Annotated in this window: 24 protein-coding genes; 9 read left to right on the top strand and 15 right to left on the bottom strand. The window is 66.3% G+C overall.

What is annotated here, in order from left to right; translation table 11 throughout:
* The first annotated feature begins 49 nt into the window (after positions 1-49).
* The 3 genes from MWU77_RS18925 to MWU77_RS18915 are packed head-to-tail and all read left to right on the top strand — an operon-like array spanning position 50 to position 3,428.
* Positions 50-1,981 carry a fumarate reductase/succinate dehydrogenase flavoprotein subunit gene (locus MWU77_RS18925; protein WP_169686501.1) on the top strand — a complete coding sequence of 644 codons (1,932 nt, stop codon included), beginning with the start codon at positions 50-52 and terminating at the stop codon, positions 1,979-1,981.
* 1 nt (position 1,982) lies between these two features.
* Positions 1,983-2,729 carry a succinate dehydrogenase/fumarate reductase iron-sulfur subunit gene (locus MWU77_RS18920; protein ID WP_169686503.1) on the top strand — a complete coding sequence of 249 codons (747 nt, stop codon included), beginning with the start codon at positions 1,983-1,985 and terminating at the stop codon, positions 2,727-2,729.
* A gap of 60 nt (positions 2,730-2,789) precedes the next feature.
* Positions 2,790-3,428: an MSMEG_1061 family FMN-dependent PPOX-type flavoprotein gene (locus MWU77_RS18915; protein WP_247274486.1), complete on the top strand. Its 639-nt coding sequence runs from the start codon at positions 2,790-2,792 to the stop codon at positions 3,426-3,428.
* A gap of 12 nt (positions 3,429-3,440) precedes the next feature.
* Here the strand turns inward: MWU77_RS18915 and MWU77_RS18910 are convergent, their stop codons facing one another.
* The 7 genes from MWU77_RS18910 to MWU77_RS18880 form a co-directional block, all read right to left on the bottom strand.
* Positions 3,441-4,424, bottom strand: a complete 984-nt coding sequence (locus MWU77_RS18910) for an iron-siderophore ABC transporter substrate-binding protein (RefSeq protein ID WP_169686507.1) — start codon at positions 4,422-4,424, stop codon at positions 3,441-3,443.
* An 82-nt stretch (positions 4,425-4,506) separates the two neighbouring features.
* Positions 4,507-5,637, bottom strand: coding sequence for a VWA domain-containing protein (locus MWU77_RS18905; RefSeq protein WP_206039619.1), 1,131 nt, complete (start codon positions 5,635-5,637; stop codon positions 4,507-4,509).
* A gap of 98 nt (positions 5,638-5,735) precedes the next feature.
* Positions 5,736-7,925: a DUF5682 family protein gene (locus MWU77_RS18900; RefSeq protein WP_247274485.1), complete on the bottom strand. Its 2,190-nt coding sequence runs from the start codon at positions 7,923-7,925 to the stop codon at positions 5,736-5,738.
* Positions 7,922-8,995 (bottom strand): AAA family ATPase, encoded by a 1,074-nt coding sequence (locus MWU77_RS18895; RefSeq protein WP_247274531.1) that lies wholly within the window; start codon positions 8,993-8,995, stop codon positions 7,922-7,924. The genes MWU77_RS18900 and MWU77_RS18895 overlap by 4 nt, the downstream gene beginning before the upstream one ends.
* A 26-nt stretch (positions 8,996-9,021) precedes the next feature.
* Complete coding sequence (locus tag MWU77_RS18890; protein ID WP_247274484.1) at positions 9,022-10,455, bottom strand: DUF5691 domain-containing protein; 1,434 nt, start codon at positions 10,453-10,455, stop codon at positions 9,022-9,024.
* Positions 10,452-11,768, bottom strand: coding sequence for an SWIM zinc finger family protein (locus tag MWU77_RS18885; RefSeq protein WP_247274483.1), 1,317 nt, complete (start codon positions 11,766-11,768; stop codon positions 10,452-10,454). Before MWU77_RS18885 ends, MWU77_RS18890 begins: the two co-directional genes overlap by 4 nt.
* Before the next feature lie 43 nt (positions 11,769-11,811).
* Positions 11,812-12,438, bottom strand: a complete 627-nt coding sequence (locus MWU77_RS18880; RefSeq protein ID WP_247274482.1) for a TetR/AcrR family transcriptional regulator C-terminal domain-containing protein — start codon at positions 12,436-12,438, stop codon at positions 11,812-11,814.
* A 112-nt stretch (positions 12,439-12,550) separates the two neighbouring features.
* Here MWU77_RS18880 and bioB point away from each other — a divergent pair, with 112 nt between their 5' ends.
* Entirely contained in the window at positions 12,551-13,564 is a 1,014-nt protein-coding gene (gene bioB / locus MWU77_RS18875) for a biotin synthase BioB (RefSeq protein WP_247274481.1), read from the top strand.
* Positions 13,565-13,566: 2 nt separating this feature from the next.
* A complete protein-coding gene (locus tag MWU77_RS18870) occupies positions 13,567-13,767 on the top strand; it encodes a hypothetical protein (protein ID WP_247274480.1) in 201 nt (66 codons plus the stop codon).
* Between the two features lie 42 nt (positions 13,768-13,809).
* Here the strand turns inward: MWU77_RS18870 and MWU77_RS18865 are convergent, their stop codons facing one another.
* The 4 genes from MWU77_RS18865 to MWU77_RS18850 form a co-directional block, all read right to left on the bottom strand.
* A complete protein-coding gene (locus MWU77_RS18865) occupies positions 13,810-14,001 on the bottom strand; it encodes a hypothetical protein (RefSeq protein ID WP_247274479.1) in 192 nt (63 codons plus the stop codon).
* A 148-nt stretch (positions 14,002-14,149) separates the two neighbouring features.
* Entirely contained in the window at positions 14,150-14,584 is a 435-nt protein-coding gene (locus MWU77_RS18860; protein WP_247274478.1) for a nuclear transport factor 2 family protein, read from the bottom strand.
* 196 nt (positions 14,585-14,780) lie between these two features.
* Positions 14,781-15,728 (bottom strand): aldo/keto reductase, encoded by a 948-nt coding sequence (locus MWU77_RS18855; RefSeq protein WP_247274477.1) that lies wholly within the window; start codon positions 15,726-15,728, stop codon positions 14,781-14,783.
* A 67-nt stretch (positions 15,729-15,795) separates the two neighbouring features.
* Positions 15,796-16,506: an NUDIX domain-containing protein gene (locus MWU77_RS18850; RefSeq protein ID WP_247274476.1), complete on the bottom strand. Its 711-nt coding sequence runs from the start codon at positions 16,504-16,506 to the stop codon at positions 15,796-15,798.
* 83 nt (positions 16,507-16,589) lie between these two features.
* Between MWU77_RS18850 and nadA the strand changes: the two genes are divergently transcribed.
* From nadA to MWU77_RS18830, 4 genes are all read left to right on the top strand, one after another.
* Positions 16,590-17,621 carry a quinolinate synthase NadA gene (gene nadA, locus MWU77_RS18845; RefSeq protein WP_247274475.1) on the top strand — a complete coding sequence of 344 codons (1,032 nt, stop codon included), beginning with the start codon at positions 16,590-16,592 and terminating at the stop codon, positions 17,619-17,621.
* Positions 17,618-19,192, top strand: a complete 1,575-nt coding sequence (locus MWU77_RS18840; RefSeq protein ID WP_247274474.1) for an L-aspartate oxidase — start codon at positions 17,618-17,620, stop codon at positions 19,190-19,192. The genes nadA and MWU77_RS18840 overlap by 4 nt, the downstream gene beginning before the upstream one ends.
* A 1-nt stretch (position 19,193) precedes the next feature.
* The gene (nadC, locus tag MWU77_RS18835; RefSeq protein WP_247274473.1) at positions 19,194-20,060 is read left to right on the top strand and encodes a carboxylating nicotinate-nucleotide diphosphorylase; all 867 of its coding nucleotides are present in this window, start codon (positions 19,194-19,196) and stop codon (positions 20,058-20,060) included.
* Between the two features lie 157 nt (positions 20,061-20,217).
* Positions 20,218-21,636: a wax ester/triacylglycerol synthase family O-acyltransferase gene (locus MWU77_RS18830; RefSeq protein ID WP_247274472.1), complete on the top strand. Its 1,419-nt coding sequence runs from the start codon at positions 20,218-20,220 to the stop codon at positions 21,634-21,636.
* Between the two features lie 144 nt (positions 21,637-21,780).
* Here the strand turns inward: MWU77_RS18830 and MWU77_RS18825 are convergent, their stop codons facing one another.
* The 4 genes from MWU77_RS18825 to MWU77_RS18810 form a co-directional block, all read right to left on the bottom strand.
* The gene (locus MWU77_RS18825) at positions 21,781-22,971 is read right to left on the bottom strand and encodes a glycoside hydrolase family 1 protein (protein ID WP_374229920.1); all 1,191 of its coding nucleotides are present in this window, start codon (positions 22,969-22,971) and stop codon (positions 21,781-21,783) included.
* A 7-nt stretch (positions 22,972-22,978) separates the two neighbouring features.
* Positions 22,979-24,100: an alpha/beta fold hydrolase gene (locus MWU77_RS18820; protein ID WP_247274471.1), complete on the bottom strand. Its 1,122-nt coding sequence runs from the start codon at positions 24,098-24,100 to the stop codon at positions 22,979-22,981.
* A 67-nt stretch (positions 24,101-24,167) separates the two neighbouring features.
* Complete coding sequence (locus MWU77_RS18815) at positions 24,168-24,563, bottom strand: hypothetical protein (RefSeq protein WP_169686553.1); 396 nt, start codon at positions 24,561-24,563, stop codon at positions 24,168-24,170.
* A 105-nt stretch (positions 24,564-24,668) separates the two neighbouring features.
* Complete coding sequence (locus MWU77_RS18810; RefSeq protein ID WP_169686555.1) at positions 24,669-26,357, bottom strand: alpha/beta hydrolase; 1,689 nt, start codon at positions 26,355-26,357, stop codon at positions 24,669-24,671.
* Between the last annotated feature and the right edge of the window lie 60 nt (positions 26,358-26,417).

Here is a 26,417-nt window from a genome sequence, read left to right as displayed (position 1 = left end):
GACACGCATCGCAACGACACGCATCGCAACGACACAGGGGAGGGCACGGATGGTGGAAGTCGAGCGGCACAGGGTCGACGTGGTGGTGATCGGGGCCGGTGGGGCGGGCCTGCGTGCGGTCATCGAGGCCCGCCAGCGGGGGCTTTCCGTCGCCGTGGTGTGCAAGTCGCTGTTCGGCAAGGCCCACACCGTCATGGCCGAGGGCGGGTGCGCTGCCGCGATGGGCAACGCCAACCCCCACGATTCGTGGCAGGTGCATTTCCAGGACACCATGCGCGGCGGTAAGTTCCTCAACAACTGGCGAATGGCAGAATTGCACGCACGAGAAGCTCCCGACCGAGTGTGGGAACTCGAAACCTATGGCGCGTTGTTCGACCGCACGCCCGACGGGCGCATCAGCCAACGCAACTTCGGCGGCCACACCTACCCGCGTCTCGCGCATGTCGGTGACCGAACAGGTCTGGAACTGATCCGCACGATGCAACAGAAGATCGTGTCGCTGCAGCAGGAGGACCACGCCGAGCACGGCGATTACGAGGCACGGGTGAAGGTCTACGCCGAGTGCACTATCACCGAACTGCTGAAGGATTCCGAGGGCCGGATCGCCGGGGCATTCGGATATTGGCGCGAGACCGGCCGGTTCGTGCTGTTCGAGGCTCCCGCTGTCGTCGTGGCAACCGGCGGTATCGGGAAGTCCTGGAAAGTGACGTCGAACTCGTGGGAGTACACCGGAGACGGGCACGCCCTCGCGCTTCGGGCGGGCGCGGCACTGATCAACATGGAGTTCGTCCAGTTCCATCCCACCGGAATGATCTGGCCGCCCAGCGTCAAGGGCATCCTCGTCACCGAAGGGGTTCGCGGCGACGGCGGGGTCCTGAAGAACACCGACGGCGACCGGTTCATGTTCTCCTACGTCCCACCGGTGTTCAAAGGCCAATACGCCGAGACGGAGGAGGAAGCAGACCGCTGGTACGACGACCAGGAGAACAATCGCCGCACACCCGACCTGCTGCCACGTGACGAGGTGGCCCGCGCGATCAACTCCGAGGTCAAACAAGGCCGGGGGACACCCCACGGCGGTGTGTTCCTCGACATTGCATCCCGGATGCCCGCGGCCGAGATCATGCGGCGACTGCCATCGATGCACCACCAGTTCAAAGAACTCGCCGACGTCGACATCACCGCCGAGGCGATGGAGGTCGGACCCACCTGCCACTACGTCATGGGTGGGATCGAGGTCGATCCCGATACCGGTGCCGCATCGGTGCCGGGTTTGTTCGCAGCCGGCGAATGTTCCGGAGGAATGCACGGTTCGAACCGGCTCGGCGGGAATTCGCTGTCGGATCTGCTGGTGTTCGGTCGGCGGGCGGGTCTCGGTGCCGCCGACTACGTACTGGGGCTGAATGCGCGTCCGGTCGTCACTGACGCCGATGTCGAGATTGCCGCGAGAGTCGCGTTGTCCCCGTTCGACGCGGCCGATGCCGGCGGCGAGGGATCCGGCCGGGTGGAGAACCCGTACACCTTGCATACCGAACTACAGCAGTCGATGCACGACCTGGTGGGGATCATCCGTCGCGCCGACGAGATCGAGCGCGCGCTGGACGAACTGCAGAGGCTGCGCGCTCGGATTCGCCAGGTCGCGGTGGAGGGACACCGGCAGTTCAATCCCGGCTGGCACCTCGCGGTGGACCTGCGCAACATGCTGCTGGTGTGCGAATGTGTGGCCGAATCGGCCTTGCAGCGCACCGAAAGTCGAGGCGGCCACACCCGCGACGACCATCCGTCGATGGACCCGCAGTGGCGTCGCACGCTCCTGGTGTGCCGTGTGAGCGGTGGCGATCCCGTGATTCCCGATGTGTCGGTGACCGCGCATCGGCAGGAGCCGATGCGCCCGGATCTGCTCGAACTGTTCGACATCGACGAACTCGGCAAGTACTACACCGACGAGGAACTCGCGGACCATCCGGGACGGAAGGGCTGACATGGGTTATGAAGCGGCGTTCCGGATATGGCGCGGAGATGCCGACGGCGGAGACCTGCAGGACTACACCGTCGAGGTGAACGACGGCGAGGTCGTGCTCGATATCCTGCACCGGCTCCAAGCCACACAGACCCCGGACCTCGCGGTGCGGTGGAACTGCAAGGCCGGTAAGTGCGGATCATGTTCGGCGGAGGTCAACGGGCGCCCTCGGCTCACCTGCATGACCCGCATGTCGGTGTTCGATCCGGGCGAGACGGTGACCGTGACCCCGATGCGCACCTTCCCGATCATCCGTGACCTCGTGACCGACGTGTCGTTCAACTACGCCAAAGCCAGGCAGATTCCCTCGTTCACCCCTCCGGCGGATCTGGCACCGGGGGACTATCGAATGCAGCAGATCGATGTGCAGCGGTCCCAGGAGTTTCGCAAATGCATCGAGTGTTTCCTGTGCCAGAACGTGTGCCATGTCGTGCGTGACCACGAAGAGAACAAGGAAGCATTCGCGGGCCCGCGCTTCTTCATCCGACTCGCTGAACTCGAGATGCATCCGCTCGATGTGGCCGACCGCCGGGATACCGCACAGGACGAGGACGGGCTCGGGCTGTGCAATATCACGAAGTGCTGCACCGAGGTGTGTCCGGAGAACATCCACATCACCGACAACGCCATCATCCCGATGAAGGAACGCGTTGCGGGTCGCCGCTACGATCCGATCGTGTGGTTGGGCAACAAACTCTTCCGCCGCTGACAGTGCTGGGCGCTGCGCCCACCGGACCGTTGGGTATCGTCCGGGGCGGAGGTGGCGCCTGTGGAGGCAAGCAGGATCGATGATCTCGTCCGCGAGAGGATCGACACGATCGAACAACTCGAGGCAGCGGTCGGCGAACCGTTCCCGGCGATGAAAGAGAAGACGACGCCGTTCACGACGCCGTTGATGCGCGAATTCATTGCGCAGGCACGGTTCTTCGTTCTCGCAACATCCGATGCGGCAGGCAACTGCGATTGCTCACCACGCGGCGACCTGGTCAGCACGGTGCTCTTCCCTGACGAGAAGACTCTGATCCTGCCGGATCGCCCCGGAAACCGTCGCGCAGACTCGTACAGAAACATCCTCGAGAATCCCCACGTCGGAATTCTGTTCATCGTGCCGGGCAACGAAGAGGTTGTGCGCGTCAACGGTACGGCGACGCTGTCCACTGATCCGGAACTCCTCGCCGAACTGGCGATGTCCGGCAAACCGGCCCAGCTCGCGGTGATCGTGCGTGTCGACGAGGCCTACCTTCACTGTGCGCGGGCGCTGCTGCGCGCAAAGTTGTGGGCACCGTCGACGTGGCCCGCTCAGGACTCCGTCCCAGCGATCCGCGACATGGTCGCGCAGCAGCACAACCTCGACGTCTCCCAACTCGAACCGGCTCGCCAGGAGTCGTACCGCGAGTTCTTGTACTGACGCCTGCCCGCGTTAGGCGGGGACGTGCTCCGAAATCTGCGGCAGGAGTTCCTCGAGGGCGAACGGGATCGACAGCGCCGAGTTCAGCGATATGGCGTTGGCGACGTCGGAGCCGCTGTCGAGGACGAGTGCTCGCCCGTCGCTCACCGCGGGAATCTGCTGAAACAGTGGATTGTCGGTCACCTCGGCGGAATCGACGTAGATCGGCATCACGACGAGCAGATCGGCGTCGAGCATGCCCAGGTTCTCATCCGAGATCGGAATGAAGAAGTCCTCGGTTGCGGTGGCCTCCACCTCCGGATTGTTCACGAACCCGAGATCCTGCATGAACTGCACACGTGCGTCGCGGGAGACGTAAGCGCCCCAACCGTCGGCGGTGTACGACGCGACCGTGACCGTCTTGCCCGCGAACTGCGGGTGAGCGGCGGCGGCCTGCGTGAATTGCGCGTCGATGTCGCTCACCACCTCGTCGCCCTTGTCGGGGACACCGAGTGCGGTCGCGACCATCGTGATCTGGTCGTCGCGCGGTGTCAGGTACGCCGTGGCGCCTTCCGGCGGACCGACCGTCGTGGCGATCTGGGAGAGCGTGTCGTAGCGCTGCTGCTCGCCGGAGCTGGCTGTGTCGAGAATCAGATCCGGCGCGAGCGCGGCGATCTGCTCGAACGACGGCTCCATGGTGCCGATGATCTCCGGTGACTCGGTGTACAGCCCGTCGGCCCAGGGACCGACGCCGTCGCCCCCGAATGCGAGCCAGTCGCTCGCAGCCACCGGTTGCACACCGAGGGCGAGCGCGGTCTCCGCGTCGCCCCACCCGAGCGCAGCCAACCGCTCGGGTGCGGACTCGACGGTCACCTCACCGAACATCGTGTCGACGGTGGCGGGGAAGGCGCCGTCCCCGGTTGTTCCGGTGCCGCCGGAGGGCTCGTCGCTGCCAGAACTGCAGCCGGCCACGACCAGGGTCGCGGCGGCGATGAAGGCCGCACTTCGAAGTTTCACAGGTGTCCTCGTTCCGTCGACCGAAGCCGGAGTCAGCCAGGTCAGGACATCCTAACTCTGCGACCGGTGTCGTCGGGTGTGGTCAGAGAGACTGCGACCACCTGCCGATGTCGCCGCGTTCGAGTGCCAGAGCCAACAGCTCCGGGAACTTGTCCGGTGTGCACGCGAACGCCGGAATCCCGAGTCCGGCCAGCGCCATCGCGTTGTCGCGGTCGAACGACGGAGCACCGTCGTCGGACAACGCGAGCAGCACCACCACCTGGACACCCGCGTCCTTCATCGCCGCCATCCGTGTGAGCATCTCCGCGCGGATACCACCTTCGTACAGGTCGGAGATGAGCACGAACATCGACTCGGTGGGGCGTGTGATCAGTGATTGGCTGTACGCGATTGCCCGATTGATGTCGGTACCGCCGCCGAGCTGGGTTCCGAACAGCACATCGACCGGGTCGGCCAGCTTGTCGGTCAGATCCACCACGGCGGTATCGAATACGACCATCGATGTCCGGAGCGCCCGCATCGACGCGAGCACCGCACCGAACACGGACGCATACACCACGCTCGACGCCATCGACCCCGATTGGTCGATTGCCAGCACCACATCGCGTTGTACCGCCTGCGATCGTCGTCCGTAGCCGACGAGACGCTCCGGGACCACCGTTCGGTGCTCCGGCAGATAGTGAGCGAGATTCGCGCGAATCGTGCGGTTCCAGTCGATGTCCCGCAGTTTCGGGTTCGTCGTGCGCGCGGAGCGATTCAGTGCGCCTGTCACTGCCGTACGGGTGTTCTGGGCGATACGTTCTTCGATCGCGCGGACCACCTTCTCGACCACCGATCGCGCGGTTGCCTTGGTGGTCTCGGGCATCACCCGATTCAGGCTGAGCAGGGTTCCGACGAGATGAACGTCCGGTTCGACGGCATCGAGCATCTCGGGTTCGAGGAGCAGCTGGGTCAAACCGAGCCGATCCATCGCGTCGCGCTGCATCACCTGCACCACCGAGGTCGGGAAGTAGGTGCGGATATCGCCGAGCCACCGCGCCACACGCGGTGCCGACGAACCGAGACCCGCACTCCGTGGACCACTTCCGTCGGCGGAGTCGCGACGGTCGTAGAGCGCGGCGAGGGCGCCGTCCATCGCGGCATCGCTCGAGGATTCGAGGGCACACGTCGATTCTTGCGCGGCCCCGCCGAGCAGCAGCCGCCATCGGCGCATCCGCTCCTGGTCTGCTGTTCCTACCTCGACCGGGGGCGCGGAACTCTCCGGTATCACTGCATCGACCGGTTCGGAGGAGGCCGAAGGTACTGTCATGCTCACACTCCCAGGATCAGGGCCGTTGCGGCTGTGGCCCGCGTACCGCGTTCGACGTCGACGGCGGCGGTTGTGCGGACCGCTGCGCCGCCACGCAGGATGGCGCCGAGCGTCGCGCGTTCGGCCGATTCGAATCCCCCGAATGTGCGCCGCAATACCGGCAGGATGTCGACGAAGTCTTGTCTGTGCAGCCCCGACACCCAGCGGTCGATCAGGGTCAGCAATCCTCGATCATGGATGAGCAACAGCGCGCCATCGCCGACGAATCCGTCGATCCAGCGTGCTTTGGCTGCGGGTTCGCTGCCGATCGACAACGCACGGGACACACGCACCGCGGTGTCCTGTTCGTCGATGCGACCCATATCGCGCAGTAGTCGGACGATCCGGCCGGTGAGCATGCCATCGACCTCGTCGCGACCGGCGATGCCGGCGAGGGTGTCGAGCCAGCGGTTCGTGGACTCGGTGTCATCGCGCAATGCGAGCGCGGAGTGGACCGCATCGATCTCGCGCCGGAGCACGTCGGCCGCGTCGGTGTCGAGACCGGCCGTCGCAGCCGGCAGGCCCGCGCAGATCCGCACGAGGAGAGCGTCGGCAACATGCGAGAGCGACGACAGGTCGGTGCCGCGTACATCGCCGTACCGCAATGTGCGGATCAATGTGGGCAAGGCCGCCATCAAGTGCGCGATGTCGTGATCGAGCGCCGCTGCAGTGTCGATCGACCGGAGGAGTTCGGGGATCGCGTTGCGTAGATCGGCGAGAAGTGCCTCGTCGAGGAGACCCACCACCTGTGCCAGAGTGGCGTCGCGATCGCAGGCACGCTCGAGAACGAGCGCGTGGGCAGCCGATTCGACGGTGGTACCCCACCGGGACGCCTCCACGATCGAGACCGACAACTCCGGTTCCCACTGCAGCGTCCAACTTTCACGAAACGTACCTGTCGATCGCACATCGCTGGCCCGCGGTGTGCCCCAGTCGATCCCGAGTACCCGCAATCGGTGCAGCAGTCGCGAGCGTCCCAGGTCGGTCTGTTTGCGCAGATCCAGATCGAGAGCCTTGCTGTGCGCAGAACGCTTGAGCCGCAGCGTCTTCGAGTTGGCCTGGAGATCGGCGTCGAGAGGCACCGTGGGAGTGGTGTCGGGGACGCTGCCGAGGGCCTCTCCGACGACGAGCGTGCGGGTGATGAAGTCGAGGAGTACATCGTCGCCGTCGCAGAGCACCGCGCGGGTGGCTTCGGTGACCTCGGCGAGTCCGGCCAGCGGTCGATTGCGCAACGCCGCCAGGGTTCCCGCCAGCCTGCTCGCCTCGATCACGTGTGCGCTCGACACCGGAAGGTCGCGTTCTCGCAAGGTCCACGCGACCCGGGTGAGCCACCGGGTGACCGTGTCCTCCTGCTGGGTGAACAGATGGTGATACCAGCCGGGGGAGGTGATGCCCGCGCCGTAACCCGAGGCCGATGCCAGTCGCGAATGAGTCCACGGAACCCATGTCAGCGATGTCTTGACCTTGGGAAGGCCCTTGAGGAGCCGCGCATCGGGCGCCGCCGGACCGAGTGCGCCTCTCAGCGCGGGAGCATGCATCGCACCGCAGACCACCGCGATCTTCAGCGCCCCGGCCTTGACGGTGCTGCGCAGCACCTGGCGCATGTGCGCCTCGCGTCGCGCCGTGTGGTCGTCGAGTTCGATGTCCTCGCGGAGCGCCGCCATGGCTTCAGCGATGGCGTCGAAATCGGCCGTGTGGTCGTGGTCGCAGTCCGTCGTCCCCGACTCGATGACGGCATCCCACCACTGTTCGAAGTCGTCGTATCCACCGGCATCCGCGAGCGCACCGAGCAGATCAGGCCGACCTTCTCCGGGCTCCCTGTCGGCGGCGAGCTGCTGTGCCGCCGGCAGGTCGCAGAACCGCACGTCGGCGTCGTGCATGATTGCCCAGCGCAGCGCCTGCCATTCCGGTGAGAACGCGGCAAACGGCCAGAACGCTGAGGTCGCGGGCTCGCCTGTGGCATAGGCGAGCAATGCCACAGGGGGTTGCAGATCGTCGGAGGAGACCAGTGCCGCCAGTGGATCGGCATCCGACGGACCCTCGATGAGGACGGTATCGGGTTCGAATTCGGCGAGGGCGCGCATGACCGCGCGGGCGGAACCGGGGCCGTGATGGCGGATACCGAATACGCGTACCTGAGCAGACTCCGTCACCCGGTGACCTCACGGCACGCCCGGTAGAAGCCGGCCCAGTCCTCGCGCTCATGGACCACGGCCTCGAGGTATTCGATCCACACTTGCCGGTCGGCGGTCGGGTCCTTCACGACCGCACCGAGGATCCCCGCCGCGACATCGGACGAGCGCAGCACACCGTCGCCGAAATGTGCCGAGAGTGCAAGGCCGTTGGTGACCACCGAGATCGCCTCGGCAGTCGACAGTGTGCCCGACGGAGACTTGAGCTTGGTACGTCCGTCGGTGGTCACGCCGGACCTCAGCTCCCTGAAGACGGTGACGACGCGGCGGATCTCCTCCGCGGCAGCAGGTACCCGGGGAAGCTCGAGCGACACTCCGAGTTGCTCCACTCGTCGTGTGACGATCGCGACCTCGTCCTCTTCGCTGCCGGGCAACGGCAGGACGACGGTATTGAAACGCCGGCGCAATGCGGAGGACAGATCGTTGACTCCGCGGTCGCGATCGTTGGCAGTGGCGATGACATTGAATCCCTTGGCTGCTTGCACTTCCATGTTGAGCTCGGGTACCGGCAACGTCTTCTCCGACAGCACGGTGATGAGCGCGTCCTGCACGTCTGCCGGTATGCGGGTGAGTTCCTCGACGCGTGCAATCGCGCCGTCGCGCATCGCGGTCATGATCGGTGACGGGACGAGCGCTGCCGGAGACGGGCCCTCCGCGAGTAGCCGCGCATAGTTCCAGCCGTATCGGATCGCCTCTTCTGCGGTGCCCGCAGTGCCCTGTACGAGCCGGGTCGACGATCCGGAGACAGCGGCGGCGAGGTGTTCCGAGACCCACGTCTTCGCTGTACCGGGAACGCCGAGCAGCAACAACGCGCGGTCGGTCGCGAGTGTTGCCACGGCGACTTCCATCAGCCGGCGGGGTCCGACGTACTTCGGTGAGATCACGGTACCGTCGGACAGCTCGCCGCCGAGCAGATAGGTCACGACCGCCCACGGGGACAGTTGCCATGACGGTGGGCGCGGACGGTCGTCGAGCCGGGCGAGCGCCGCGAGTTCGCCCGCGTACTGCTGTTCCGCATGGGGACGCAGCATGCTCTGTTCATCGATGACGTTGTCGGTCAACTCAACTCCTCGTGAAGGGTACGGCGTTGGCTCAGGATGTCTGCAGCGGTGGCGAAGCGGTTCAGCCGGTCGAGATCGTCGGTGCGGGTCGCGGCGTCGGCGAACAGATCGCCCACTTCGTACGGCGCACGATGCGCCAGAAGGGTTGTGAGCGAACGGAAGGTGTTCGACTTGGGTCCAGCAGCGGAATAGAGCGCTGCGAGGACCTTCTCCGCGACGTCGGTCGGCCAAGGGGCAGGAAGCGCGTCGAGCAGGATCGTGTCGATTAGCTGTTCGCCCGATGCCCGGCGCAGGTGTTCGACGAGAACGGAGTGAGGCAGCGCCTCGGCAACGCCACCGCTGACCTTCCCGTCGCGGCGGAGCAGCGCACTCGCCCATTGTTCGTTGCGGTGGCAGGCGGTGGCGGTCTCCCAGCCGCTTCGAAGCGGAGCGCCGAGACCGTCGGCGACCTGCAACGCGAGGAGGTCGGTGGGGGTGCGGTCGTGGTCGCACCACGCGGAGAGCGGCGCCGATGCCGCCAGCGACCACAGTCGGTGCGCGTCGACGGTGGCCAGGTTGCGTGGTCCGCGGAGATCGAGCCCGTCCCGGAGGGCATCGGCGGCGAGTGCATCGGGTACGGCGATCTGCAGAGTCGAGCCGCACACCTGGGTCCAGTCGTGTACCCGCTGGGTCATACGGCGACCGAATGCGGAGTCGGGTAGTCGGCGCAGGAACCGGATGGCAACCTCGCGCACTCTACCGCTGCGATCGTCGAGAGCCCGTTCGAGTAGTTCTTCGTCGTGGGAGCCGAGCCCCGGGGAGAGGGCTTCGAGCAGAGCGAGTCGTGTCGCTGCGTTCTCCGATTTCCATACGGCTGCCAGTCGCGCGGTGGCGCAGGCGGGGTCGGCCGCGCGCAGGCTCTCGAACCACGAACGCCGCTTGGCCGGAGTGCCGTACAGCCAGGGGCTGTCGTCGGACAGGTCGGGTTCGATCAACGGCGCCCACGCCGGATTCTGCGCCGCGACCCATCGACCGCGTGGGCCTGCAAGTGCGAGCAGTGCCGCGCGATGCGTGCTGCCGGTGAGTGAAGCTCCGCTAAGCAGATCCACGATGAGATCGGCGGGCGCTTTGAATCGTGCTGCGGCACGGAACCATTCGTCCAGGAGGTCGGATCGGACGGTGAGCAGTCCGCGTAGTCTCTCCGTCGCTGCGGGAGGGAGTTCGGGTCGGGGATCGTCAGGGGCGGCTGCAGGTCGCGGGTGAGGGGTAGGGAGGGCTCCACCGGCGAGAAAGGCCGCTTCGAGTGCTGCTGCGGCGAGCAGTCGGTGCTCGGCAGTGCCGATCACCGCTCCGGCGGCTTCGGCGGTGTGCAGGGCATCGAAGGTCGGTGCTGCCCGAGCTGTCCCGAGAAGGGCTGTGGTGGTGAGTGTTTCGATGCCGGTACTGTTCACGGCCGTGACCCTTCGGTGCTGTCGGACAGGTCGGCGGGGGAGTACATCGCGGCGGGGACAACGCTGCATCCGTCCCAATCGCCACACACCGTCAACGGGCGTCCGCCCGCAACCGCGAGTAGCCGCCACCGGTCGGTATCGTCGCCCCCGAGGGGCAGAGCCCTGCCGTGCTCGTCGACGAGATGCCAGCCGTCGGCGGCGTGGGTGGGGGTCACGGCGTCGAGAAGCATAGGCCACGACCGGGTCCACGGGTCGGCGGCGAGTGCATCGGCGTAGTCGCCCAGTGCCTCGTCGAGATCGGTCCCCGGAAGAGTCGAGATCGACGTCGGTGGCCCGTGGCAGATGCCGAGTTGAGCGCGCAGGGGCGCGCCGGCGGGATGGAAATGCAGGTCGGCATCGATGGTGGTGCCGACCACAGGAGCCGCGTCCGGGAACCGTTGTGTGCCGTGGGTGAAGTCGAGCAGGATCGCCCAGCGTCTGCTGTCCCGCCCGCGTAGCCAGACCTTCCGGGTGTACACCCGGTTGTCCTCGGTGACGCGACATGCCAGTACGTGCCAGTGGTCGCGGACGGCCGGCTCCCGTCGAACCTCGTCGATCTTCGTCGGGAACCCGATGTGGGTGCGCACGGACCGGGCAAGCTGCTCCGGTAGCGAATCTACATCCCGGTACGCGCGGATGAGTAGATGGATGCGGCCGTACTCGACCAGTAGTCGTGTGGGCCAATCGGTTCCGGATCTCGCAATGCTCGGGAGCGTGCGCAGCATTGCAGCGACCCCCGGGGCCTGTGCGTCGACCATCCGCGCGGCGACCGCGTCGTAGGTGCCGTAGTCGTGCGCAATCGAACCCAGTCCGCTGCGGACCCGGTCGGTGAGCCAGCGTTCGAGGTCTGCGAGGCCTGCTGTGACTCGTTCGGCGCGCTTCAGGGCTGTCGCGGGGTCGGATGTCTTGGGTGGCCCCCCGGAGTCGATTGCGGTGCGCGCTTCGGTGCTCTTCGCTGCCCGTGCGTCGAGCCACTCCGCCGCGGCGTCGGGCTCCGGACCCTCCGGAACGTTGCCTGCTGCCCACAGGGTCAGCAGGCTCAGTGCGTGCTTGCAGGGGAACTTGCGGCTCGGGCATGAACAGCGGAACGCAGGGCCGGTGAGGTCCACCACCGTGGTGTACGGCTTCGATCCGCTGCCGCGGCACAGTCCCCAGAGCGACCGTGCGGAATGCCCGGTGTCGGACCATGCGGACGAGAGCCGACGGGCAGCCGACATCGACGCCTGATCCGGCGCTGCTGCGGTGATCTGTTCGAGGGTCCAGGGGGCTGTCACGGTGAAGAAAACTACGGCAGCACTCCGACAGATCCGTAAACGATCAGGACGATGCGTGTTCGGTGAGGCGGCCACGGATCCCATCGACGAACAAGGTCAACCCGAAGTCGAATCGGATGGCGGGGTCGCCGTCGAGCAGGTCGTCGTCCGACGTCGCGGCGTTCTCCGTTGCGGTATCGGGGGCGATCGGCGCGCGGGTGAGCGCGCCGAGTTCGGCGAGTTGGAGACGCGATTGCTCGTCGACGGTGTGTCCGAGGACATAGTGCAGCAGCGCGTACCCGGTGAGTTCGGCGTGTGCGCGGGACAGGCCGGCGCGCAGAGCGGCCGAGACGAAACTGTCGCGGGCGCCGGAGGTGGTCAAGCGTGAGGCGTAGGTCGCGGCGACCAATTCCGCACCGTCGCGGTGGGCGAGCAGTGCGCCGCGGAAACGGTAGGCGAGTTCGGTGAGTGCGTCGTCCCACGTGTCGGCGGCCGGCGGGGCATCGACGCCATCGAGGATTCGGTCGGCCATTGCGCCGAGCAGGGTCTGCTTGTTGGGGAAGTGCCAGTACAGCGCGCCGGGCTGTACCCCGAGTGAGGTCGCAAGTTTGCGCATGGTCAGATCGCCCAAACCGTACTCGTCGAGTATCGCCATGGCGCCGTCGAGGACGTCGCCGCGTCGCAGCTGCACTGGTGTCGCTCCCTGTCTCGTTCGCTGTCTGCGTTGACACTATCGGACCGCGACCTTAACCTGAACGGCGTTCAAGTGAACGGTGTTCAAGTTTTGATCCTCAGGAGTCCCAGTGACGCAAGCCCCCGCCCGAGCCGACATCCTCGAACAGGCACGCGACCAAGTGCTACGGCGTGGCCTCGGACTCGACCGAGCGCAGACGGTGGAGGTGCTCCGCCTGCACGACGACCGGCTCGATGAGCTGCTGTCCTTGGCCCATGAGGTGCGGATGACGTGGTGCGGACCCGAAGTGGAGGTCGAGGGCATCATCAGCCTCAAGACCGGCGGGTGCCCCGAAGACTGCCACTTCTGTTCCCAGTCCGGACTGTTCGCCTCCCCTGTCCGCTCGGCCTGGCTCGACATTCCCGCACTGGTCGAGGCAGCCAAACAGACCGCCAAGACCGGAGCGACCGAGTTCTGCATCGTCGCTGCGGTCCGCGGTCCCGATGCCCGGCTGCTGGCGCAGGTCGCGGCGGGCGTGGAAGCGATACGCGGCGAGGTCGACATCCAGGTCGCGTGCTCGTTGGGCATGCTCACCCAGGACCAGGTCGATCAGCTCGCTGCCCTCGGCGTACATCGCTACAACCACAACCTCGAGACCGCGAAATCCTTCTTCCCCAACGTCGTCACCACACACACGTGGGAAGAGCGGTGGGAGACGTTGCGCATGGTCCGCGAGGCAGGCATGGAAGTCTGCTGCGGTGGAATCCTCGGCATGGGCGAAACCCTCGAACAGCGTGCCGAATTCGCTGCCGACCTTGCAGCGCTCGAACCCGACGAAGTTCCCCTCAACTTCCTCAATCCGCGACCCGGTACGCCGTTCGGCGACCTCGACGTTCTCCCTGCCTCGGAGGCGCTCAAAGCCGTCGCGGCATTCCGTCTTGCCTTACCGCGCACGATTCTCCGCTTCGCCGGGGGGCGAGAACTCACCCTCGGAGACCTCGGCGCGAAGCAGGGCATCCTCGGCGGGATCAACGCCGTCATCGTCGGAAACTACCTGACGACACTCGGTCGACGGGCCGAGACCGATCTCGACCTGCTCGGCGAACTGAAGATGCCGATCAAAGCACTCGGCGAGAGCATCTGACCATGTTCGATGCCTTCACCGGTGCCGAGAGCGCCGCGGCCGACCAGGCGCAGCGACCCGCGGCCGCCGTAATGGGTCTGGAGCCGCCTCGCTACTGCACGCAGTGCGGCCGCCGGATGATCGTGCAGATCGCACCCGACGGGTGGTGGGCGCGTTGCTCCCGGCACGGGACGATCGACTCGTGGCGTGACGAGCAACGCTGAGTACGCCCCGCACCGGCGTCCCGCCGCCTCGTCGCGATGAAGTCACATCCGGGTCGCGATCCGGGTGTCCCAGTGCGTATTGGTGGAGTACGCCTCGCTGATCGCGACGTCGCCGAACAACTCGACGCGGTGATTGCCCACGTGGTGCATCGCGCCGCTCAGCAGCCTCAGCGCTACCTCCCGGATCTGCTGCTTGTCGACAAGATCGTGTAGTGCTCGTTGTGCGTCGGTCAATGCGTTCCCTCCTCGAGCCGGACCATCCGGTCGACCGGATCCCGGCATGGGTCCGCGTCGATTCCGAACGCCTGCGGAATCCTGCGAAGGATCACACTGGTGCGTTCCCGTGCGGAAGCTACTTCCACTGAACGGGATTCGGCCGATGTCAGAGCCCGGGCACGGTGACTGCGTGGTCCTCGATGTAGTCGACGACGAGTTCTCGGCGCGCGATCTTCCAACTGCCGTCCACCCGTCGGTAGTCGTCTCGGTAGCGGATGGCGATCGCATTGTCGCGCATGCCGTCGCGACCTCGATACAGGTGATGAGCCATGCAGTACACAGAGCCGGACGCGGTGTCGCCGTCGATGTCGACCACCGTCTGGTGCACAGTGTGGTGCGTGCCGTGCAGGTGGGCGGTGCCGTCGAGGACGACCGCGGCGATCGCGTCGGCCCCGACGGTGACCACATTCTCGTTTCCGCGGGTCACTGCAGGAGGTTGCACGAATTCGGCCTCCGCGGTGAACAGGGAGATCAAGACGCTGCGGTCGCGATCGTCGACTGCAAGTGCGTAGCGCCCGGCCAGATCCGATGGGTGGTTCATGGCGACGAGTATGCAGTCGACCGGTTTGCCGGTTGCCGTTCGAACCCGCTCAGCGGAACCGGGGATCGAGCAGCCGACGGATTCGGACGTGCGGCTGCATCGATGAGTTGAGGGGATCGCCTGCTCCGGATCGCCGCCGCAACGGCGGTCCCCGCGGGGCCCGAGGTGACCGGGGCGCCGCGGGGATGCCGTGCCGCTACGCTTCGACGGCGTTCGACAGCGAAGTGAGGCGGTCGGCTTCGAGATCGGTGAGAACGAGTCTCGTCGAATCGAGCAGTGCGGGAAGCTGCTCGATTCGGCTGGCGCTCGCGATCGGCGCAACGATGCCGGGGCGCTGTGACAGCCACGAAAGCGCCACCGTGGAGATCTCGACGGCGTGGGCAGTCGCGATCTCGGCGAGCGCGTCGATCACGGCGAGCCCGGCCTCGGAGAAGTACTGCGAGGCCATCTGTCCGCGAATCCCGGCTTCGAGGTCCTCCGAAGTCCGGTACTTGCCGGTGAGGAAACCTGCAGCGAGTCCGTAGTACGGCAGGACACCCAGATCGTGCTCGGCGACCAGCGGGGCGTAGGCCTGTTCGTATTCTGTGCGATGAACCAGGTTGTAGTGCGGCTGCAGCGACACGGGTCGCGCGTAGCCGCCCTCGTCTGCGATCGCGAGCCACTCGGCGACGCGCGCGGGGGAGTAGTTCGACAGGCCGACGTAACGGACCTTGCCACTTCGGACGAGTGCGTCGAACGCCGCGACGGTCTCGTGCAGTGGCGTCTCGGGGTCGTCCGAGTGCGCGAAGTACAGGTCGATGTGATCGGACTGCAGACGCTTGAGAGACGCATCGGCGGCGGCGGCGACATTCTCGGGTGCCAGGCCCCTGAAATCGGGGTGATGGGCGACCTTGGTCGCCACCATCATCTCGGAGCCGATGCCGCGAGCGGCCTTCCAGTTGCCGAGGATGGTTTCGGATTCGCCGCCGGAGTTGCCGGGGGCGAAGGCGGAGTACGAGTCGGCGGTGTCGACGAAATTGCCGCCCGCAGCCATGAACGCGTCGAGGATCTCGAACGAGGTGATCTCGTCTGCAGTCCAGCCGAGTGTGTTGCCGCCCAACACAAGAGGATAGATATCGAGCTCGGAATTTCCGATTGTTGCCACTGGGCTCCTGTCGTCGGCGTGATATTCCACGCGCACCCTACTCTCGGAGCGCTCGGGCGACCTCGTGTTATCCCGGTGGGCGTAGCGCCGCGAATTCGTCCGTAACGCGCAGGCGGGAATCGGTGAATCGATACAGCGCGGGAGGGCGGCCCCCGCTTCTCCCCGATGGTGCCCTGGTGCCGGTTCGGGTGAGCACACCACGGCGGGCGAGGACGCGTTGGAGGTTTGTGGCATCGACCTGGTAACCGAGTGCTGCGCAATAGATCTTGCGGAGCGTGGACATCGAGAACTCGGCGGGTGCGAGTCCGTAGGCAATGTTGGTGTAGGACAGTTTCGCGGCGAGGCGGGCGTGCGCGTTGGCGACCATGATCCGGTGGTCGAACGACATCTCCGGGAGATCGGCGACCGGATGCCACGAGGTGTCGTCGGGTAGGCGTGGGTCGGAGGTGATCGGAACCAGGCCGAGATATGTGGAGGCGATGGTGCGTGGACCAGGTACTCGATCAGGGGCGGAGAACACCGAGAGTTGCTCGAGATGTGCAACTTCGCGCACGTCGACCTTCTCGGCGAGCTGACGCCGTGCCGAGGACGTGAGGTCCTCGTTGTCGCGGAGTCGGCCACCGGGCAGGGACCAGGTGCCGGATTGCGGATCGAGTGCGCGTTGCCACAGTAGAACGCCGAGTTCGGGGGCGGATCGAGGTGTTCCTGCGGTGGCGGGGAAGTGGCGAACCTGGAACACCACGATGAGCACTTCGTGACCGGTGTTACTATATGGCATGTTTTCGACCCTAAGTCGAAAACCTTGAGAACGGAAATCCGAGCACAGCCCGCCCGGATTGCACTCCACGAAGGAGCAACGCCATGACCACGACCGAGTGGGCAGGAACCGCCGCAATCGTCGACGGACCGAATGGCTACTCCGGCATCGAGGCGACGCCGGAGTGGGCCGACGAAGTTCGCAGGCTCGCCCGCGAACGGAACGCGACACTGCTCGCGCACAACTACCAGCTGCCTGCCATCCAGGACATCGCCGACCATGTCGGCGACTCCCTGGCGCTCTCGCGCATCGCCGCTGAGGCCGAAGAGGGCACCATCGTGTTCTGCGGGGTGCACTTCATGGCGGAGACCGCCAAGATCCTCAGCCCGGACAAGACCGTGCTGATCCCCGACGAGCGGGCCGGGTGTTCACTGGCCGATTCCATCGACGCGGATCAGCTGCGTGAGTGGAAGGCGGACCACCCGGACGCCGTCGTCGTGTCCTACGTCAACACGACCGCCGAGGTGAAGGGTCTGACAGACATCTGCTGCACGTCGTCGAACGCCGTCGACGTCGTCGCGTCCATCGACCCCGACCGCGAGGTGCTTTTCCTGCCCGACCAGTTCCTCGGCGCACACGTCAAGCGGATCACCGGCCGGGACAACATCCACATCTGGGCGGGTGAATGCCATGTGCACGCGGGCATCAACGGTGACGAACTCGCCGCCCAAGCCCGGTCGCACCCCGACGCCGACCTGTTCGTCCACCCGGAGTGCGGCTGCGCCACCTCGGCGCTCTACCTCGCAGGTGAGGGATTCGTGCCCGACGACAAGGTCAGAATCCTCTCGACCGGTGGCATGATCGACGCCGCTCGTGAGACCGGTGCCAAGCAGGTCCTCGTGGCAACCGAGGTCGGCATGCTGCACCAGCTGCGCAAGGCTGCGCCCGGCATCGACTTCCAGCCGGTCAACGATCGTGCGTCGTGCCCCTACATGAAGATGATCACCCCGGCCGCGTTGCTGCGCTGCCTCCGTGAAGGTAAGGACGAAGTCCACGTCGACCCGCAGGTCGCGCAGCGGGCCCGCCTCTCGGTGCAGCGGATGATCTCCATCGGTAACCCGGGCAGCGGAGAGTGACGCCCACCGTGAGCGCCGGCGTGTGCTGGGAAGAGCACGCCGACCTCGTCGTGGTGGGCGGTGGCGTCGCCGGGCTCACCGCCGCACGCGCCGCCTCCCTGCGAGGCCTGCGGGTGCTCACGGTGAGCAAGGGCGGGGCGACCGACACCGCGACGCAATACGCACAGGGCGGCATCGCTGTCGTCGCACCGACCGGCGACAGCGTCGGATCCCACGTCGCAGACACCCTCGCCGCAGGCGGCGGTCTCTGTGACGAGAACGCGGTCCGCTCGATCGTGACAGCCGGGCCCGCCGCGATCGCCGCTCTGACCGATCTCGGAGCAGTCTTCGACCGCGGGCGCGACGGCGATGTCTCCAGGACCAGGGAGGGCGGGCACAGCACCCGCCGGATCATCCATTCCGGTGGCGACGCCACCGGAGCCGAAGTCCAGCGGGCCCTCGGATCCGCCGGGCTCCCGGTTCTGTTCGGCGCCGCCGTCGCACGGGTACTGACCGACGAGCGAGGCGTCACCGGAGCGCTTGTCCTCGACGAACGTGGATTCGGTGTCGTCCACGCTCCCGCAGTGCTCCTCGCGACCGGCGGGCTCGGACAACTGTATGCGTGCAGTACGAACCCTTCCGGTGCGACCGCCGACGGAATCGCCCTCGCATTGCACGCCGGCGCGAGGGTCGCGGACATCGAGTTCGTGCAGTTCCATCCCACGGTACTGTTCGCCGCGGAAGGCCGCGGGCGCCGTCCGCTCATCAGCGAAGCCGTTCGAGGGGAGGGCGCAACCCTGGTGGACTCGCGTGGTCGCTCCGTCACCGACGGCGTGCACCCACTCGGCGATCTCGCCCCACGTGATGTGGTCTCCCGAGCAATCGCCGAACGCCTCGCCGCACTCGGCGAAGACCACGTGTTCCTCGATGCGCGTGACCTGCAGGGGTTCGCCGACCGGTTCCCGACCATCACCGCGTACTGCGCTGAGGCCGGACTGGATCCCACGCGGGACCTGCTGCCGGTCGCACCGGCAGCGCACTATTCGTGCGGCGGCGTCGTCACCGACGTGCACGGTCGAACAGATACCCCAGGTCTGTACGCGGCGGGCGAGCTCGCGCGTACAGGGCTGCACGGCGCCAACCGTCTCGCGTCCAACAGTCTGCTCGAAGGCCTCGTCGTGGGAGAGCGCGCAGGCGCCGCCGCGGCCGCAGAACGCGGCGGACTGCGTGTCGAAGCTCTCGACGCGACGGCTCCGGTGCTCCCGCGTCTCGAACGCGCCGAACTGCAGCGCGCGATGACGCGCGATGCCCTCGTCGTCCGCGACGAAACCGGTCTCCTCGCGGCGACCACGACCCTGTCGGGGGCCCACACACAGCTGTGCGACAGCGTCTCCGGCCTCGAGGACGCCGCACTCACGCTTGCGGCCCGAGCCCTCGTCGGTGCGGCGCTGCGCCGCACCGAGTCGCGCGGCTGCCACACCCGACGCGACCATCCGATTCCGGATCCCGCGCAGGCCTGGTCCGTCGACCAGCGCCTGGACGACGAGGGAGAACTCGTCCTGACCACACCTCAACTCACAGGAGCGAACTGACATGGCCACCGTGCTGCCCCCCGGGCTCGACATCGATGAGACCCGCGCCCTCGTGCGACAGGCTCTCGACGAGGACCTGCGGTACGGACCGGACGTCACCACCGACGCGACTGTTCCGGCCGACGCGGTCGCCGTCGCGACGATGGCGCCCCGGCAAGCGGGCACCGTCGCGGGACTGGACGTGGCGTTGCTCGTGCTCGACGAGGTGCTCGGCACCGGCCGCTACACCGTGCGCAGCCGTGTCGAGGACGGGCACCGCGTGGTCGCAGGCGAGCCCGTCCTCACCCTCGAGGCGCCTACCCGTGGCCTTCTCACTGCCGAACGCACCATGCTCAACCTCGTGTGTCACCTGTCGGGGATTGCCACCACCACGTCGCACTGGGTCGACGCGGTTGCGGGCACAGAGGCGAAGATCCGGGACAGCCGCAAGACCCTTCCGGGTCTGCGGGCGCTGCAGAAGTACGCGGTGCGTGTCGGTGGGGGCGTCAATCACCGGATGGGGCTCGGCGACGAGGCCCTGATCAAGGACAATCATGTGGCCGCCGCCGGGTCGGTCGTCGCTGCGCTGCGCGCGGTGCGGGCGCACGCCCCCGGCATCGCCTGCGAGGTCGAGGTCGACAGTCTCGAGCAGTTCGACGAGGTCCTGGCCGAGAACGTGGAATTGATCTTGCTCGACAACTTTCCGTTGTGGCAGACGCAGATCGCAGTGCAGCGCCGCAACACCCACGCGCCCGGCACGCGACTGGAATCGTCGGGCGGCCTCACCCTCGAGGTCGCGGCGGACTACGCGCGGACCGGCGTCGATTACCTGGCAGTCGGTGCGTTGACCCATTCGGTCACCGTGCTCGATCTCGGCCTGGACATGTAGGGACAACTGCCCCGGAGGTGAGCTCGACCTGTGGGTTTCGGGTGGCGCAGCGGGGGACCATGACGTAGAACTACGAGTGGGGTCCCGCGTGAGTTCGCTCACCGGAGCTATCGGCGGGTCAGGGGGCTCGCCGCACAGGGGAGTAGAAGGACGAAACATGCGGCTGCCGATGTCACCGACGGATTCGATGTTCCTGCTCGGTGAGACTCGCGAGCACCCGATGCATGTCGGTGGTCTCGTCATGTTCGAACCGCCCGAGGGACGCACCGCGAGCGATCTGCGGCAGATGTTCGTCGATGCGATCGCCCGGAGCGATGTCGAAGACGCTGCACCGTTGTGGCGTAAGCGGGCGGTACGTACGCTGGCCACATTCGGTCAATGGGCGTGGGAGGACGACCCGTCGTTCGACCTCGAATACCACGTGAGGTTCACCGCCCTGCCGCGCCCGGGCTCCACCGTCGAGTTGCGCGAGCTGGTTTCTCGCCTGCATGCGCCGGTGCTCGATCGAAGTCGTGCCCTGTGGGAGATGTACCTGATCGAAGGGCTCGCCGACGGCAGGTACGGGCTCTACATGAAGATGCATCACGCACTCGCCGACGGTGTGGGCGCGATGCGGCTGCTCCGTCGTGCATTGAGCACGGATCCCCACGAAACGGGTATGCCGGCGCCATGGGCGGCTTCCGATACCTCGGACCCCCAGCGTTCCGTCATCGGTACCGCCCTCGAGATGCCGGGTACGGCGCTGCGCGCTGCCCGCGGAGTGATCTCGGAGGCGCTCGGGCTCGTGCCCGCGATCGTCGGCACCGTAGACCGCGCGATGCACGATCGGGGTGGATCGTTGTCGCTCGCGGCTCCGCAGACGATTCTCAACGTGCCCATCGCGGGATCGCGACGGTTCGCCGCGCGCGCCTGGGAACTCGAACGCCTCCGATCGGTTGCCAAGGCATCCGATTCGTCTCTCAACGATGTGGTGCTCGCGATGTGTTCGGGAGCGCTGCGAGCGTTCCTGGCCGAGCGGGATTCGCTTCCCGAAGAATCGTTGGTCGCGATGGTGCCCGTCGCATTGCGCAACGGCAAGGACACCGGGAACGACCTCGGTGTGCTGGTGTGCTCACTCGGCACCGATCGACCCGAGGCAGCGCAGCGACTCGACGGTGTGCGGGCCTCGATGTCGGAAGGGAAGGAGTCGATGAGTGGGATGTCGACCGCGTCCCGTCTCGCCGCCAGCGCGGTCGGAGTGGTTCCGTTGGCGTTGGGTGTATTGACCGGGAATCGTGTGTTGTCGCGTCCCGGATTCAACGTCATCATTTCGAACGTGCCAGGCCCCGACACCGCACTTTATTGGAACGGTGCCCGGGTGGACGCGGTGTATCCGCTCTCGGTTCCGCTCGACGGGCAGGCCCTGAATATCACGTGCACCAGTACCGACGATCGGATTGCATTCGGGCTCACCGCTTGTCGGCGTACGGTTCCGGATATCGGAACGCTGCTCGATCACCTCGATGCCGAACTTCTCGCACTCGAACATGCGGTGGGGATCTCTGTCGGGGTGGATGTTGCCGAGTCCGGGTTCTGATCCGGCTCAGGTGGTGACCGACCTCCGGCGCGTCCTGCTGTTGACATCTCGGGCGTGGTGGACGGGGATCAGGTGTGGCCCTGTTCACCGCGTAAGCCGTGGAGGTGCTGGTCTTGTTCGCTGCTCGGCACTCAGGTGGAGCGCCTACGAGAACCGGGTCTCGGCGATGATCGTCCGGTAGGTCTCGACCGCATCGGTCGGCCGCCGAGTGAGGTTCGGATCGGTCTGTACATCGACGCTGTACAGGCCGAATCGAGGTGTGTAGTCGCCCCACTCGTAGTTGTCGGTGAGGGACCAGTAGTTGTATCCGAACACCGGGGCGCCGTCGGCGATCGCACGACCCAGTGCGTCGACATGCTCGCGCAGGTGCCGCGACCGGGTCCAGCCGTCGGCGCGCGGAGACCCATCAGCGGTGGCCATTCCGTTCTCCACGACGTAGAGGGGGACCCCCGGGTACCGATCGGCATAGTCCATCAGAGCGTCGTACAGACCCTGAGGGTGCGGCACGACCGACGCGTAATCGCCCACAGCAGCGTGGATCGCCGTCGGATTCTGCAAAGTCACGCCGTAGTAGTAATCGACACCGACATAGTCGAGGTCGGTGCGAACCCGGTCGAGAAACCAGGTGTCGAGAAAAGGCTGTGCACCGGGGATGTACGCGGCGTTCGAGGTCACCAGCGCGTCCGGATCGGCACGATGGATGGCCCGGTACGCGCCGCGATGAGCCTCGACCAGCCGATCGAACATGGCCGGCAGCTCGGTCGCTGCGAGACCACCGTTCGTCACCTCATGCCACACATATTGAGTGGGTTCGTTGAACGTCACCCACAGGGCGTCCGCGTCCGCGTAGCGGCCGGCGACCGTCTCGGCATGCGCGAGCCAGGAGCGCACCGTGTCGGGGTCCGACCAGCCACCACGGTCGGCGATCCAGCCCGGATACACCCAGTGATCGAGTGTGAGCATCGGCGTCATACCGTGGGCACGGATCTCTCGCACCACGTCGTCGTAATAAGCGAGTTCTGTCTCGTCCCAGCCGTGTGGGGTGGGCTGGATGCGTGCCCATTCCACGGAGATCCGGTAGACGTCCACGCCGAGTTCCGCGGCGCGAGCGATGTCCTCGCGGTACCGGTGCCGAAAGTCGACGGCCGACCCGACCGGATCGTGGCGTGAGTCGTTCGAATATCGCAGCCAGTTGCTGTCGGGTGGGTAGCCCTCGGCCTGGAACCCGGAACTTGCGACACCCCAGAGAAATTCGTTCGTCTGGGAATGAGCGGGTGGGGCATGGGGGATGCCGAGTGCTGCGGTGAGTGCGAGGACCGTCAGGAACGCTCTCACTGCGGCCTCAGGAGATCGCGGTGAGTGATCGAGCGAACGGGGTCCATACGTCGGTCAGGGCCTTGCGTCCGATGAACAACCCGATGTGCCCGGTGTCGGCGATCGCTGTCACGATGTCCGAGGGCGGGGTGGACACGTGATTCGTCAGCGCCGTGACCTGTGTGGGTATGGCGATCATGTCCGACCGGCCGGCGATCAGGTGCACTGGACACGTGATCTTGGACAGGTCGACGACAGTGCCTTCGGCTTCGAGGGTGCCGGCGACGAGCTCGTTGCGGATGAACAGGTGCCTGATGATCCATTCGCGGAACACGGCGGGAATCTCCTGCCGCCAGGTGAACCAGCGCCGCTCGGCCTCCATGCGTGCCACCTCGTCCGGGTCGTTCAGAGCGCCGAGCAGGGCCATTGCCCGTTCGATCTCGCCGATCGGGTCGGTGGAGTGCATGCCTGCGGCTCGTGCGGTGCCGTAGAACAAGTCGACCACCGAGGTTGCTGCGGCTGTCGGTGCATGCGCGAGGGCCGCGAGGGCGGGCTGCTCGGCGTGGAAGTCGATCGGGGTGCCCGCCACGGTCAGTGTGTGTACGGCGTCGGGGTGCAGCGCGGCGTAGATCGTGCCGATCCAGCCACCTTGGCTGTCGCCGACGATGTTCACTCGGCCGCCGAGATGATCGACGGCGTCGGCGATCACGGCGAGGTGCTCGTCGATCGAGGCCGAGTCGGTAGCTGGTGTCGCAGGCGTCCACTCCAGGCAGTGCAGCCGGGTGAGGCCGCCTGCCCGAAGCGCTTCGACCTGGCTGCGGCCCGGGGAGTGATCGACTATGCACGAGTGGGTGCCTGCCTGCGGTGGGAGCAGGAGGGTCGGCACGGTTTCCCGACCGGTGGCGTCGGGTGCGCTGCAGTCGCGCAGGTGCGCGAGTGGCCAGCGGCGAATCACAGGCCACGCGTGCGCCCAGGTCGGAGGTGTGGTGTCGGTCAGGGCCCCGTAGTAGCGGCCGATGTCCGATGCGATGGTCCAGGGTGTGGGGCCGCGTTGCGCCAGCCCGATGAGGTAGGAGCTCCAACCGGAGATCGCCGCGACCCCGAGTCGAATCGGGGTCGCGGCGATCTGTAGACGCGTCACCGGAGCCATGTACCGCACCGTAGAGCGCTGCTGTGGCGCGTGGGCGGAATTTCGGTTCGCACGTCGCGATCGTGTCCTACTTGAGAAGGTCGCGTGCCGTGGTGGTGACAGTGCTGGTGAGCTCACGGGCGAACGAGACCTGCGCCTTGGCGATGTCGGCGACCCACTCGACCGGGGTGGCCTCGGCGAACTTCTCCTGCATATCCAGGATGCTGCCGACTGCCTTCTCGTAGGTGTCGACACCGAGGTTGCCGCTCTGCTTGGCGGCCTCGACGAACTTGGCGTTGAACTCGTTGACACGCTCGGTGGTCTCGTCGACCGTCTTGGTCAGCTCGGCAGCAGCCTTGTCGGCGGCGGCCGCGGCGCTTGCCGTGAGCTTCTCCGCAGTCTTCTGCGCGGTCGCGGTGGCGTCGGTGGCGGCCTTGGCGGCGGTCTCGGTGGCCTTGGCGGCGGGCTTGGCGGGAGCAGTCATGGTGTTTCCCTTCGTTGAGCGCGGAAGTGGAGCGCTGTATGAGGTCGGTGCGCCGCGAATGACGCTGTTAGCAGGTTAGCAAAATGATTGCTAACGCGCAAGGGGTCAGCTGAAGACGTACGTCCCGGGTGCATCGCCGAGGACCGGATGTTCCTTGCTGCCCATGGAGGGAGGTGCAACCAGGCTGCCTGCACGCTTGGTCGACCACACCGTCCAGTCCTCCCACCACGATGCGGCTGTGTGGCGAGTGGCCTTCTCATGCCACGACTTCGGATCCGAAGGAAGCGCGACCGGTTCGTCGTCGGGGGCGCCGACCGCCTCGAACCAGGCCTTCGGATTGGGCGGATTGACTGCGCCTGCAACGTGTCCGCCGCTCGTGAGTACGTACCGCACATCGCCACCGAGCAGATTCACGGCCTTGTACGACGACGTCCACGGCACGATGTGATCGTTGATCGCACCCACGATGTACGTGTCGCAGGTGACGTCCGACAGATCGAGGGTGGACCCGTCCAGTTCGTACTTCTTCTCGGCGAGTTCGTTGCGTCCGTAGAGGGTTCGCAAGTAATGCGAGTGCATCGCCGCGGGCATACGAGTGCTGTCTTCGTTCCACGCGAGGATGTCGAACGCCGCAGGCTTCTCGCCCTTCATCCACCGGGACACCCAGTAGTTGAAGATCAGGTCCTTCGCGCGGATCATGTCGAAGGTGCCGCCCATCTCCGACCCGGACAGGAACCCCTGCCTGCTCATGCGGAATTCGACCTTGTCGAGAGTCGCAGGGTCGGTCAGCAGGGCGAGTTCGCCGACCTCGCTGTAGTCGAGAAGAGTGTTGAGCATCGTGAACGCGCTGATCCGCTTGTCGCCGATCGCGCCCATCTTCGCCGCGGCCATCGCCGCTACCGCACCACCGAGGCAGATCGAGAGCACCTCGATCCGCGAGGCGCCGGTGATCTCCTCGACGACGTCCAGGGCGGTGGCGATGCCCAGTCGGTAGTAGTCGTCCATCGTGATGTCCTGCATCGTCTCGTCCGGGTTGCGGTACGAGATCATGAACACCGTCCGATTGCGCTGGATCGCCCACTCTGCCAGGCTGCGCCCCGGGGCGAGGTCGAGGATGTAGTACTTGTTGATCCACGGCGGCGCGGCCAGGATCGGGATCTCATGGACCTTCTCGGTCTGCGGGGCATACTGGATCACTTCGATCAGATCGTTGCGGAACACGACCTTGCCCGGGGTGGCTGCCATGTTCTCGCCGAGGGTGAACGCCTCACGATCCACCTTCAGCGGAATTCCCTTGCGATGCACCAGATCATCCACGGCGAACTTCGCCCCGCGGACCAGGCTTGCGCCACCGGTGTCGAGTGCGCGCACGAGCACACCGGGATTGATCAGGAAGTTCGACGGTGCCAGCGCATCGAACATCAGGTTCGCGAACTGGCGTGCCTTGGCGTCGGCCAGTGCATCACCCTCGCCCGCGTCGACGAGCTCTTCGACGTACTCGCGGGTGGCAAGGTAGCTCTGCAGCAACGAGAAGTACGCGGGATTCTCTTTCCAGGCCGCATCGGCGAAGCGTCGATCCTTCGGGTCCGGCGGCACCGGGGCTTGGGGTTCGCTCGCATTCCACACGCGGGTCGCCGCCGCCGGAATATGTGCGAGACGGTTGGCGTACTCCGTGGTGGCTTCGGCGATCGCACGCGGATTCTTCGCGGCGCGGCCGGCGACGGACGCGACCGCCGGCCCCCACCCGATGGGGTCGAGCGACGACGAGATCTTCTTCTGCAGATTGTTGAGCACCGGGGCAACTCCAGAACTGGGTCGGTTGTTACCTCGAGGCTGACACCTCCGTGGCGGCCG

The sequence above is a fragment of the Rhodococcus sp. F64268 genome, assembly GCF_023015605.1.
Classification (GTDB): domain Bacteria; phylum Actinomycetota; class Actinomycetes; order Mycobacteriales; family Mycobacteriaceae; genus Rhodococcus.
Note: the sequence above shows the minus strand (reverse complement) of the source record. Positions and strands in the feature narration are given on the sequence as shown.